Genomic DNA, 12921 nt, shown 5'->3' on the forward strand with positions numbered 1-12921 from the left:
CCGACATGTATCATGTCTCAGCCAATAGTAAATTCTACATCGCAAAACCCAAAGACGGAGTTTGCGGGAATACTAACTACGCCGGGTCAGGACAGATGACTAAAGCCGACGCAACCATCAAATATACCGCCCTCCTCACAGGAATGCGCTCCAGAGAGCTTAGGGGACTGCCCTGGGCACCATTTTTCCAATACAACAAAAATACGTAACACTATAGTACTCCACTAAATATACTCATTTGACAAAATTTGTCTGTGCGACGAGAACAAGCAATTTTGTTTTAACGGCGGAATAGTCTGACTCCCTTATGGAAGTCAGTTAGACTCCATTGACTATAAAACCTACCCCACATATTAAAGTAAGACTGAAAATCACGACAGGAGAAAGCAAATACTCATCTTTTAGGATGTAAAACTCACCAATCCAACCGCTGCTAAAAAATCTCACTAGAAAGAAGAATAGCCATGAGCGCATCAACCGTAGCATATGAAAGCCGCGATAATATCGCCATCATCACACTCACGGACTCAAAAAATCTAAACATCCTGACCCATGATATAGTTGATGCACTTCACGACGCTTGGCATCGATTTAACGCCTCAGACGATAAAGTGGCTATCCTGACAGGCGGTGGTGACAAAGCCTTTTCTGTCGGCGCGAACCTCTCGGACCCGCCAGAGCTCTGGAAATTTGTCCCCGGCATCGGCGTTGAAGTCGACAAACCTGTCATTGCCGCTGTAAACGGTATTTGCGTAGGTGGCGCAGTGGTCCTGGTTCAGTTTTGTGATCTTTGCATTATGTCTGAAGAAGCCAAATTCACCTATCCGGAAGCCAAGGTAGGCTTGTCCGGCGGGCTAATTACATCGCTCGCAGCCCGCATTCCACATAAAGTTGCCATGGAGTTTATTTATGGCCTCGCAGAGATGAGTGCCGCGCGCGCATATGATGTCGGCCTAGTCAACAAAGTCGTTCCAAAAGACGAGGTTATGGAAGCTGCAATGGCTTACGCCGTGGAATTAAGAGATAGCGCCCCTATGGTACTTTCAATGGTCAAGCGATTTGTTGGTGAGGTGCTAGCCAAAGGTCCGTCAGAACGTTCCGGGCTCGCCTTGCGCGACACCCGCGCGGTATTGGAAAGCGACGACTTTGCCGAAGGCGCGGCTGCGTTCACAGAAAAGCGCGCGCCGAAATTCACTGGCAACTGAACTATCCACGGCGTGAGGATTGGGAGAGTCTCCTCAAATACGAATATACTTATGAATCTGCGTCAGCCTTTGTCAAAAGCCCGCTTTCAACGGCGGCTTGCAACACGGATTCCAAGGCTTCGGGATTAACCAGCGATGAAATATCTCCCAATGGTTTGCCAAGACAAACAGCCCGAACAAGGCGGCGCATCACCTTCATATTGCGTGTCTTTGGCAATGCCGCGACCGTCAGGATGAATTTCGGCCGGTACGGATAACCGAGACCCGCGATAACGGCGTCCGATAGCTCCTTTTCAATGGCTGCGCCGGGTTCCGCGTCCTTGTTCAGCACGACCACGCAGGCGACGCTCTCGCCCTTGATTTCATCCGGGATGCCGATCGCGGCCGCCTCCAATACCTTGCCCGTTTCCGTCAGCAGGGCCTCAATTTCCGAGGGCCCGGTTCGCTTTCCGGCGATTTTAAGCGTGTCGTCAGATCGGCCCAGCACAAACCAGAAACCTTCATCGTCCTGTATGGCCAAATCGCCCTGGCGCCAGCATCCGGGAATGTCCCGCCAATAGCTGTCAAGAAACCGCTCATCGTCATTCCAAAGACTACGACTGAGGCCAATGGATGGCTTGCGCAGGACCAATTCGCCCACATTATTCGGGCCAACCGGGTTCCCATCCATATCAACGATATCGGCGCCCATACCCGGCACCGGACCGGAGAAGGCACAGCATTTCATAGGACGCAGGACGGAGCCTGACAGAATACCGCCGCCGATTTCGGTACCTCCCGTATAATTGATGATAGGCCCTTTGCTTTGCAGAGCATTCTTAAACGTCCACCACCAGGCATCCGGCGTCCATGACTCTCCGGTTGAGACGCAAATCCGTATTGAGGAGATGTCATTATTCCCTAATCCGGCGCCATGCATAAAACCACGGATGAGCGTTGGAGAAACGCCCAGAAAGGTTGCACGATTCTTTTCGACCAGCGACCACATGCGCGTAGAGTTGGGGTAATCAGGCGCTCCGTCGGCCAACACGAAGGAGGCTCCAATTAACGTTGCGCCAAAGGCCAGAATCGGCCCGACCAGCCAGCCCATATCCGAAAACCAGATGATCCGGTCGGTCGGCTTCATATCCATCATAAGACCGAGATCGAGCGAGAGCTTCGCCGCAAAACCGCCATGGGTATGTACCGTTCCTTTCGGAAGGCCTGACGTGCCAGATGTAAAGACGAGCAGCGCAGGCGCTTCCGCCGGAAGTTCGAGGTTAGGCATATTGGCCGGTTTGTCCTTGCACAGCTCCGCCCAGTCGACATCCTTTTCGCCCATGGTCACCTGAAGACCTGCGTTCATCAGGCAGATGACATTTCTGACATCGGGGGCCAGAAGAACGGCCGCATCGACAAATTGCTTCATTGGTGCTGTTTGGCCACGTCGTGTAGTGCCATCTACCGTCAGGATCGCAACAGCGCCGGATGCCTTCAGACGAGCAACGATCGCGTCTACCCCGAAGCCGGAAAAGAGCGGCATCGCTACAGCACCGATCTTGGTGATTGCCAGAAATCCGGCGACAGCCTCATTGACGTTGGGCATATATATTGCGACCACCTCACCAGGCGTAACGCCGAGGGATTTGAGGCCTGCCGCCAGCCTCGACACCTCCTCACTCAACTTCTCATAGGTCCATATCCGGGTCTCCCCGGCCTCGGATTCACCAAGGATTGCGGGCGACGTCCAGATATCGGTATCGCGGTGGCGGTCCAACGAGTTTTCGACGATATTGGTTGTTCCTCCGACAAACCAGTCAGGAAACTCCACCCCTTGCGATATATCCAGAATCTTTTCATAGGGTTTCATAAACTCTATGCGATCTGCAATGACGCCCCACCACCATTCCGGCTCTTCTTCCGCGCGTCGCATCAAGGTTTCATAATCGGGAATATTATGCTCTCTCATAAAAGCCGTGAGGTTACTTTGCGCGATGATATCCGCATCTGGTTCCCAGACTATTGATTGGCGTGAAACTTCGTTCATTGTTTTTATCAACTCCCTATTTCCCTCGTCTGCACGAGAAGAAGACTATCATCAATCGAGCTTAAAAGCCTTTCGGCGCGACTAAAATCCAACCTGGAAATATTATAACGGTGTGTGATGAAAAGATTGCCAGCCTGACAGTCGGTATTTTGTTATTTTTATGATCCTTGAGACTATCATGATGATAAATTGCCGTTTGGCAAGCCTTGAAGGCCTGAAAAGTATGTGTTTCGATATAGCTCGCCTCCGGCCAAGATTGCCCTTCTGTCGTTGTTCCGGTGGCTTTACTGAAACCTGAAATACTTTTAAACTTTTCGGGTATGCATATGCTTTGGGAGGGAAGCATGATGAACGAAGAAAAAGCCGCTGATGGTCTGAAAAGAGACGTTTTGCTGGTCAAGGAAATGGCTCTGGTGAGGGACGTTTACACCGAAGATGTCTGGAAATGGCTCGCTGCCGGATGGGCTGATCTGAAAGCCAATACCGCCGTTAGCATCAGCTATGCCGCTTTATTCATTATCTGTGGGATGATCTTGTCCTTTGGTTTCTACTTTATGGGTTGGCCATATCTGATTTTGCCAGGCCTGACTGGCTTTCTGCTTGTCGGCCCTGCTGTTGGTCTCGGGTTTTATGAAATCAGCCGCCGCTACGCCGCGGGTGAAAAAGTGACCCTTATGGCGGCGGTTACCGCCGCGCGTTACAACAAGCTTGGGATTTTTGGCTTTGGTGTCGCGCTTGCCTTTGTCTTCCAAGTCTGGATTCGCATTTCCTTCACGGTATTTGCGCTGAATTTCCCCGGCATCATGCCCGACTGGGGCATCATTCTGATGCGCGCGCTCAGCATGGAAGGTGTCTATTTCGGGATATCCATTGCCGCTGTCGGTGCCGTTTTCGCGACCTGTATCTTCTTTATCGGTGCTTTCTCCATGCCAATGATGATGGACAGGAACTCAGTATTGCTGTCGTCCCTCATCACCAGCGCCTATGCGGTGGTCCGCAACCGGAACGCCATGATCCTTTGGGCAGCGACAATCGTGATATTTACCGGAATAGGCCTTGCTACCGCCGGTATTGGACTGATCGTGACACTCCCTCTGATAGGCCATGCGACCTGGCACGCATATAAGCAGGTGATGTCTGGCGATCTCCGCGCGGGCGAGACACATTCCATCGCCTCAATTTCCGCGACAGAGTAATTTTCAAAGACTTTACGTCGAGCTCTATTTCAGGATTTGCCGAAGGTATCCGCGTGCCTCATATGGAAAATCCCAAAGTTCCAGGTTCTTCGGGTCATGTAGATAGTAGTTGTTATGGTAACTTCGGATTTCCGCTATCTTGTCGTCTTTGAATAGATACCATTCCGTGCCGCGCAGCACCTGCCGTTTTTGGTCCTGAGGGGGCGTCCAGGGCATACTCCATTCGATCACTGCTTCCGGCTCCTGAACGAGAATATGGTCCAGAGTCCATGATGCCTGTGTTTTAGGTCCGACTTTCACCCAATAATTCGCCAGCGCCGCAGCCCCGCGAACCGGACTATGGTCGACAAAATAATGCACAACATCCGGAACGAATGTCGACATCATCAGATCGAAATCCGCTGTGGAGCAGCCGTGATAGTATTGCTGTATAATTTTTCTGTACCAGTGTTGATTTTGAGATTTCACCCCAATCCTCCCAACAGTTCTTCTACTTTTTGAAGCTCCAATGCTGTCCCGTGCATAACAAGTGATCCATACAGGCTCATGCCGCGTAAATCACAATAACGACTATTTCACATCGCGAGGCAATGTCCAATATGAAGAATTCCGCGACAACGGCCGCTGCATCTCCTAGTATTTCTGATGGTACCGGCAACGCAGATCTGAGAGCACGCTTGCTGAAATCCTGGCTGAGACGCATTCGTCATGGAACAATAACGGTGAATATGCCGGGCGGCCACAGCTTTACTTTCGAAGGCACGATCCCGAGACAGCATGCCCATCTCGACATTCATAACATGCGGGTCGTTACCCGGACGCTATGGGGCGGTGATACCGCTTTTGCCGAGAGTTACATGGACGGAGACTGGGATTCACCGGATTTGACAACGCTTTTAATGCTTGGTCAGAACAATGCGGATGCCTTGTCGGCATCACTTGGCCCTACTTGGGCAATGCGGTTAGCAGGCCGCCTTCGCCATGCCTGTCGAAGAAATTCCAAAAAAGGGAGTCGCCGGAACATCGCTGCCCACTACGACCTCGGCAATGATTTTTATAAACACTGGCTTGACGAAACGATGACATATTCATCGGCGCTCTTTGAAGATATGAACGAGGAAATGGTTCCAGCGCAGCGCCGAAAGTATACGCGGTTGGCTAAAAAACTCGATCTCAAACCCGGAGATCGGATTCTGGAAATAGGCTGCGGTTGGGGTGGCTTCGCGGAAATTGCGGCTCGGGAATTTGGCTGCCACATCGTCGGCCTGACACTCTCCAGGGAACAGGCGGCATTTGCAAGGGACCGCATGGCACGACAGGGATTGTCGGAAATGGTCGACATTCGAATTCAGGACTATCGTGATATAACCGAGACTTTCGACAAGATCGTTTCTATTGAGATGTTTGAAGCTGTCGGGGAAAAATATTGGCCGACATTTTTCAATGTAGTTGATAACTGCCTGAAACCCGGCGGAAAGGCTGCCTTGCAGATCATTACGATCGACGCCGAAGCCTTTGAAAATTACAGACGTAATCCGGACTTTATCCAGCGCTATATCTTCCCGGGCGGCATGTTGCCAAGCCCGGAAGCCTTCGCATCTGTTGCCAATCAATCCGGATTCCGGCTTTCGGACGCATTCTTTTTCGGAAAATCCTACGCCGAAACCTTGCGGCGTTGGGAACAATTATTCTGTAAAAACTGGCCGCGGATTTCCCCGCTTGGATTTGACGAGCGTTTCTATCGCATGTGGCGCTACTATCTCAGCTATTGTGAGGCAGGGTTCGACCACGGCACCATTGATGTCGGTCAGTTCATGATCGAGAGAGCATGACACCCAACGCCAATAAGGGCGTCCCGCGCGGCCGGTTGATCCTGTATGCCCTGACTGCCTTTGTAGTCGCCTTGCCGACCATTCCGGTCTATATCCATCTTCCTGCGCTTTACGGTGTGGAACTCGGCCTTGGTCTCGCGGCAACGGGCCTGTTTCTGCTGTTGGCACGCCTGTTCGATACGGTCAGCGATCCGGTGATTGGTTATTTAAGCGATCAATATGGATTTCGAGGGGCCAGGCGCAAACCCTGGATTGCCATCGGTGCGGTTGTTGCCGGTTTCGGCCTATACAAAATCCTTAACCCGCCGAGCGATGTTGGCGGCCTCTACCTGCTTTTATGGTCGATAGTTCTTTACACTGGCTGGACCATGGTGTCGGTCCCCTATCTGGCATGGGGCGCCGAGCTGGTCGACGATTATGACGATCGCACGCGTCTGACCTCCTGGCGGGAGGCAATGACATTAGTCGGGATTTTCGGCGCTGGCGCCCTCGCAGCGATAACCGCCGATATGGGGTGGGCTTCTTCAGAATCCATCGGTGCCATCGCCTGGCTCGCCATTGGACTTGGTGCAGTCGTAATTCCTCTGTTGCTATGGTACGTGCCGGACGGGCCCGTTGAACGTCAGGGGCAATCGACCTTGACAGGGGCATATTTCAGTTCGGTGATTTCCAACGGACCATTTTTGCGGTTGTTAGGAGCCTGGTTCCTGAACGGCTTGGCAAATGGCATTCCTGCGGCCCTTTTCTTTATCTATCTCGAATTCGGACTAGGTGCGGGAGAGGAAATCCGGCCACTGTTCATTCTTGCCTATTTTGGTGCAGGCATTGCGTCAATCCCGATCTGGCTGAAACTCAGCAAGCAGTTTGGAAAACACCGGACCTGGTGCTGGGCAATGGCCGCAGCCGCGCTTGCCTTCATCAGCGTGCCCGTCTTGCCAAGCGGTGCCTTTACGGCATTCGCCATCGTATGTCTGATTACCGGCATGGCACTTGGCGCAGACCTGACTTTGCCTCCTGCCATGCAGGCCGATGTGCTCGACTATGACCGCTGGCGGTTTAAAGAGGAGCGTGCCGGCATACAGTTCGCCCTATGGGGGATGAGCACCAAACTTGCCCTTGCCCTCTCCGTTGGCCTCGCGCTGCCGGCCCTTGAAGTTCTGGGGTTTGATCCTGACGCACCGACCGAGGCCGGAAAATCGGCAATCACCGTGATCTACGCCTTTGTTCCCGTCGTAATAAAAATAGCCGCCATCACAGTTGTGTGGCGTTTTCCACTAACCCGGAAACGCCATGACATCATTCGGCACCGGCTGAAGAAGCGTCAATTTAAGCTCGGGAACATGAAGGAGTTGACACAGTGAAAGCCCGTCTCTTTACGGCCCTGATAGTGATGATAACTCTCACGGGATGCATGCAGATGAAACCCACCGATTTTAAAGATGCAAAACCAAGGTTTGTACTTGAGGAATTCTTTGAAGGACAGACCCAGGCATCCGGTATCTTCGAGGACCGTTTTGGGAACCTTCGCCGTGAATTCACGGTCGATATCAATGGTGTTTGGGACGGCGAGAAACTGGTTTTGAATGAGGAGTTTTTCTATAGCGACGGCGAACGGGAGCGCCGTGTCTGGACCATCGAGAAAATAGACGATCATACATATCAGGGGCGTGCTGACGATATTGTCGGCGTTGCCACAGGCGAAAGTTACGGAAATGTCCTGAACTGGCAATATTACATGGATCTGAAGGTAGACGACAGCACAATCCGTGTTCATTTTGACGACTGGATGTATTTGCAGCCGTCCGGCGTTATGTTGAATCGGGCGAAAGTCAGTAAATGGGGAATTGAGCTCGGTACCGTGACATTGGCTTTTACGAAGTAATTGGTTGTTTGGAGTGTGATCACTCTCCTATGAAGCGCCACCCTGACAGCGTCGGCAGACATAATCTATGATGGAGTCGTCAGTGCCTTTAAAGCGCATTTTTACCCATCGGCCTGCATCATCATACCAGACTTCATTTTCCAGATCCCCAGTGTAAGCGAAGTGTGTCGCCTGAATGGGTCCCCTTTCGGTATCGACGGTCTCGCGATCTCCGTCAACGATCTGCACATCATTGATACGCCCCGTCAAAGTATTCAACACTTGAGTCTGGTTCAGAACGCCAGCATGCCAGTGGTTCGTCGGAAACAGTAAAATCTCGGAATCAGCCTGTCCATTAACGCTCTCGATCCGCATACCGTCACCCTCCTGAACGGCTCTTACGACGGACAAGCCTCCATTATCATCAACCCGCGCCTCCAGCTTTTGCAGCTGATCATTCCGCCAGCGCGCATCCGATTCATAGAGATAGCTATAGGCGGTTATAAACAGGAATTTAATGTCCAGTTGAAACACACTTCGGACATTCAAATATCCGTCACTTTTGCTGAATTGGACTGTGTGGGATCCGACCAGGGTTCCCTCTCGATAGACATCGAAAACAATTTCGTTGCCATAGAGTGACATTGGATTGACGGAGCGAGGGCTATCCTTTGCCAGACCATTTACCGGTTGGCTCATTATCATCGATAATCCGACCATTCCTCCGAAAAGAAATTTTTTCACGCCTCTATCCTTCCTTAAGGTTTAATAGAGATACGCGATAAATCTGCCGCCGGATCACAAGAAGAGGCGATCGAGCTCGCCTCTTCTCACACCATTATAAAAACTCCCTCATATCCGAAACGAAGCGTTCAAACTGGTCATGGTGGAGCCAGTGGCCGGCATTTTCGTAGTTCTTGACGATCGCATTTTTGAAATACTTTATGCGTCCGTCTTCGACTGGGTTCGAGGCCCAGCTGTCATTGCCATAGCACAGCATTGTCGGGCAGGTAATTTCACCCCACAGCTTTTGCGTTTCCTCCTGGGCAATGTCAAAGGGGGCCCAGACACGCATATAGTTATCAAACTTCCAGCTGAACGTGCCATCTTCATTCTGATTGATAGCGTGGATCGTCAAATGCAGGGCCTGCTCATCCGATAAATGTTTATTCTCGGATTTCATCCGTGCGAGCGCATCGTCAAATGTTTCATATCTGCGATGCGTACGGGCACTTGCCGCACGTTTCTGATCAATCCAGTCCCGCCAGCGTTTGACGGCTGGTGTTGCCTGGGCTTCCTTGATCATCTTAGGAGACGGACCAAGGCCCTCAATTGCGACAATCTTTCTGACAGTCTCCGGATAGAGACCGGTATAGCGAAGCGCTACGCTGCCGCCCATGGAATGAGAAACAATTGATACCGGACTTAATTCTTTCTGATGGATTAGCTGCGCAATATCATAGACATAGCTCTGTATGCTGTAGTTGCCGTCAGTCGACCAACCGCTGTCTCCATGTCCCCTCAGATCCGGCGCAATGATATGCCAGTCATGACGCAGTTCTTCCGCCACCCAGTCCCAGTTTCTGCAATGGTCCCGCCCACCATGTATAAGCAGTAGCGGCGGCGCGTCCGGATTTCCCCAGTCCACGTAATGAAGCTTGATACGCTGTGAAATATAACTGTTTGAGGTTGGACCCATGGACGGCTCCCGGTATGAGTATCAAATCGGTTAGGTATTTTATAACAGGACTCTCGGTTTCTTTTTTGATATTAACTTAAAGCGCTTTGGGAAAGTAAGAACAAAAATGACCGGTGTCCCGACTAACATTGACTGGTTAAATGCGACTCAGGAAGAAACCCTGGATCCTGCATTGCCGATTTGCGATCCCCATCATCACCTGTGGGATCTGCGGCCCGGCAGGATAACAGAGCGGTATCTTCTGGATGAGATTCTTGTCGACGTAAAGAGCGGGCATAATATCGTCTCTACCGTTTTTATAGAATGCGGGGCCATGTACCGCGCAACCGGTCCGGAAGATATGAAGCCGGTTGGTGAAACCGAATTCGTCAACGGTATTTCCGCAATGAGTGCATCCGGGCTTTATGGCGAGACACATGTTGCCGCGGGTATCGTAGGCGCCGCGGATCTCACGCTGTGCGAGAATGTCGGGCCTGTACTGGATGCCCATATTGCGGCCGGCGGCGGACGATTTCGCGGTATTCGCCATCGCGCCTGTTGGGATCCGAGCGATGACATACCAAACTCCCACCCGACGACAATCAAAAGCATATATCTGGATACCGATTTTCGCAAAGGATTTACGGAGCTGGCCCCCCGGAGCCTCAGTTTTGAAGCATGGTGTTATCATCCGCAAATTCCGGAGCTGACCGATCTCGCCCGCAGTTTTCCGGACACGACAATAATCCTCAATCATTTTGGCGGACCTTTGGGGATCGGCCCCTACGAGGGGAAGCAAGATGAATATTTTCCGGCCTGGAAGAAATCCATAACTGAGTTGGCGAAGTGCCCGAATGTCGTGGCGAAACTCGGCGGTATCAATATGGAAATCAACGGCTTCGGCTGGCATCACATGCAGCGCGCACCCTCCAGCATGGAATTGATGGAGGCAACCCGACGGTTCTATGATCATACAATCGAACAGTTCGGGCCTGACCGCTGTATGTTTGAGTCCAATTTTCCGGTCGACAAGGTGAGTTGCAGCTATAATATTCTATGGAATTCATTCAAGCGGCTGACGGCCGATTATAGCGCAGCAGAAAAGGCGGCTCTGTTCCATGATACTGCAAGCCGGGTATACCGGCTGGCATAACCCGCAAATGATCAAATGACTGTACGCTGGCATTGCGGCGGCGTGATGCCACCCGGACAAGCCATCACACTTGGCGCATGACCATACAATCTGTATGTTTGCGGTTTAAAGTTCCATTTCGCGCACCATGCCTCCTGTATCTCATGCAATGGCAGGACTTCCGAGGAGATCAAGAAGGTTTTGCACAAATTAAGGGGTATCTTTTTGTTGGAGAATAATCTTGAACGATGAACGCTCAGGCGTACGCACTCCTCCCAGGACACATAACGTGTCGGGAAACACCCGCCACGTCGGAGTGGAACTGGAGTTTGCCGGCTTGTCATCTGAACAGGCCGCCGAACAGGTGGCCGCATGCTTCCATGGTACCGTGAAACCGATTGAATTGCCATTTGTGCTATCCGTTGTGGACACTAAATGGGGCGAATTCCGCGTTGAACTTGATACGCAGTTCGTTCACCCGAAAAGAGACATCGGAGATATATTGAAAGAGAGTCCCTTGCCGGTCAGCAAAGAGGACATTGAAGCCGTCCGCAATTTGAACTCTCATGTAAGGCAGCACTGGGTCGGCAAAGCGATTGCAGGCGTAGTCCCCACGGAAATCGTTACACCGCCAATTCCCTGGGATGAGCTGGGAGAGCTCGCGAGTCTGGTTGAAGCCCTCCGGACGCATGGCGCCAAGGGTACCGACGACAGCCTTGTGTATAGTTTCGGCGCCCACCTCAATCCGGAAGTTGCCAGCGAAAAGGTTGAATATTTGCTAGCCGTCCTGCGTGCCTATATTTTGCTGTCGGATTGGCTGCGCGATGAAATCCGCATTGACCTCATGCGGAAAATCCTCCCGCATATCGATCCATTTCCCCAAGACTACGCTGTTAAGATATTGGCGCCTGATTATGAGCCGGACCTAGAGGCTTTTATTAAGGATTATTATGCAATGAACCCAACGCGTAACCGGGAACTTGATATGCTGCCTCTGTTTAAACATTTAGCGCCTGATATTTTGGCCAACCTTACGGATGATGACCGCATAAAAGCACGCCCGACCTTTCATTATCGGCTGCCGAACATGTGCCTTTCCGATCCTGATTGGAGTGTTGTCCGGGAGTGGAACCGCTGGGTTGCGGTGGAAGCCCTGGCGGCGGACAAGGAAAATCTCCGGAGGTTGGCCGACATCTACCTCGCTAACGCCAGGAGCTCCATAGGGGAGCGGCTGAAGGAGGTCGGCCGTTGGCTCGAAAATCTCACAAGCCCATAATAGGAATTACGGTTTCCCGCTATAAAAGCAGAATCATGCGGTTTTTCGACTGGCTGGCGGTATGGCGCGCTGGCGGAAAAGCCGTCTTCCTGTCTCCGGGACGCGAGTTTCCATCCGAGCGGTTGGACGGCCTGATCATCGGCGGGGGTGATGATATCGGTGCTGATCTGTATGGCGGCGAAATCAACATAGATGTTCGTATTGATCCCGAACGCGATGTGTTGGAGTTGGAGCTGCTGCGTTTTGTAATCGACACGGATCTGCCGGTTTTAGGCATCTGTCGCGGTGCGCAGATGATGAACGTGTTTTTCGGCGGCACATTGTTCAGCGACATACGCAAGATGCCGCGTGAAAAGACGAATATCCGCACCGTGCTGGCCCGTAAAATTGTATCTGTAAAACAGGATACCAAAGTACGTGACATCCTTGGACAGGATATGGTTCGTGTGAATAGCCTGCATCATCAGGCCGTAGATATCCTTGGCAACGGGCTCTCCATATCCGCCTGCGATCAGGGTGATTTCGTCCAGGCGCTGGAGCACAATGACAAACGGTTTTTCATTGGGGTGCAATGGCACCCGGAATTCCTAGTTTTTGATAGTCATCAGCAAGCCCTGTTTCGTGCCCTTATTGAAAATGCGCACCACGGAGAGAAAGTCGATACGACCTCATTTAGCAAAACCCATTCTCCAGCTTTGTAAATCCGGAGGATATT

Annotated in this window: 12 protein-coding genes; 8 read left to right on the plus strand and 4 right to left on the minus strand. The window is 51.7% G+C overall.

The genetic code is table 11. From position 1 onward, the window contains the following. Positions 1-464: 464 nt before the first annotated feature. Entirely contained in the window at positions 465-1205 is a 741-nt protein-coding gene (locus tag AAC599_RS11380) for an enoyl-CoA hydratase-related protein (RefSeq protein WP_340150519.1), read from the plus strand. A gap of 49 nt (positions 1206-1254) precedes the next feature. On the opposite strand, the gene AAC599_RS11385 is transcribed toward AAC599_RS11380, so the two are convergent. Beyond that, on the minus strand, positions 1255-3231 hold the full coding sequence (locus tag AAC599_RS11385) for an AMP-binding protein (RefSeq protein ID WP_340150520.1): 1977 nt from the start codon (positions 3229-3231) through the stop codon (positions 1255-1257). A 344-nt stretch (positions 3232-3575) separates the two neighbouring features. On the opposite strand from AAC599_RS11385, the gene AAC599_RS11390 reads away from it, so the two are divergent. Then, complete coding sequence (locus AAC599_RS11390; RefSeq protein WP_340150521.1) at positions 3576-4427, plus strand: DUF2189 domain-containing protein; 852 nt, start codon at positions 3576-3578, stop codon at positions 4425-4427. Positions 4428-4451: 24 nt separating this feature from the next. On the opposite strand, the gene AAC599_RS11395 is transcribed toward AAC599_RS11390, so the two are convergent. Further along, complete coding sequence (locus AAC599_RS11395) at positions 4452-4895, minus strand: nuclear transport factor 2 family protein (RefSeq protein ID WP_340150522.1); 444 nt, start codon at positions 4893-4895, stop codon at positions 4452-4454. 131 nt (positions 4896-5026) lie between these two features. Here AAC599_RS11395 and AAC599_RS11400 point away from each other — a divergent pair, with 131 nt between their 5' ends. From AAC599_RS11400 to AAC599_RS11410, 3 genes are read left to right on the plus strand one after another with little or no spacing between them, the layout of a single operon-like run. Next, complete coding sequence (locus AAC599_RS11400) at positions 5027-6259, plus strand: cyclopropane-fatty-acyl-phospholipid synthase family protein (RefSeq protein ID WP_340150523.1); 1233 nt, start codon at positions 5027-5029, stop codon at positions 6257-6259. Beyond that, positions 6256-7620, plus strand: coding sequence for an MFS transporter (locus tag AAC599_RS11405; RefSeq protein ID WP_340150524.1), 1365 nt, complete (start codon positions 6256-6258; stop codon positions 7618-7620). The genes AAC599_RS11400 and AAC599_RS11405 overlap by 4 nt, the downstream gene beginning before the upstream one ends. A gap of 29 nt (positions 7621-7649) precedes the next feature. After that, the gene (locus tag AAC599_RS11410) at positions 7650-8141 is read left to right on the plus strand and encodes a DUF3833 domain-containing protein (RefSeq protein ID WP_340150681.1); all 492 of its coding nucleotides are present in this window, start codon (positions 7650-7652) and stop codon (positions 8139-8141) included. 27 nt (positions 8142-8168) lie between these two features. Here AAC599_RS11410 and AAC599_RS11415 read toward each other — a convergent pair whose 3' ends face one another. Beyond that, positions 8169-8864, minus strand: coding sequence for a DUF6134 family protein (locus AAC599_RS11415; protein ID WP_340150525.1), 696 nt, complete (start codon positions 8862-8864; stop codon positions 8169-8171). Between the two features lie 94 nt (positions 8865-8958). Next, positions 8959-9819: an alpha/beta hydrolase gene (locus AAC599_RS11420; RefSeq protein ID WP_340150526.1), complete on the minus strand. Its 861-nt coding sequence runs from the start codon at positions 9817-9819 to the stop codon at positions 8959-8961. 106 nt (positions 9820-9925) lie between these two features. Between AAC599_RS11420 and AAC599_RS11425 the strand changes: the two genes are divergently transcribed. From AAC599_RS11425 to AAC599_RS11435, 3 genes are all read left to right on the plus strand, one after another. Next, positions 9926-10951 (plus strand): amidohydrolase family protein, encoded by a 1026-nt coding sequence (locus AAC599_RS11425; RefSeq protein WP_340150527.1) that lies wholly within the window; start codon positions 9926-9928, stop codon positions 10949-10951. A gap of 220 nt (positions 10952-11171) precedes the next feature. After that, complete coding sequence (locus AAC599_RS11430; RefSeq protein ID WP_340150528.1) at positions 11172-12206, plus strand: amidoligase family protein; 1035 nt, start codon at positions 11172-11174, stop codon at positions 12204-12206. A 35-nt stretch (positions 12207-12241) separates the two neighbouring features. Continuing rightward, positions 12242-12907: a type 1 glutamine amidotransferase gene (locus AAC599_RS11435; RefSeq protein ID WP_340150529.1), complete on the plus strand. Its 666-nt coding sequence runs from the start codon at positions 12242-12244 to the stop codon at positions 12905-12907. Positions 12908-12921: the final 14 nt, after the last annotated feature.

This window comes from uncultured Sneathiella sp. (assembly GCF_963976355.1).
Taxonomy (GTDB): domain Bacteria; phylum Pseudomonadota; class Alphaproteobacteria; order Sneathiellales; family Sneathiellaceae; genus Sneathiella.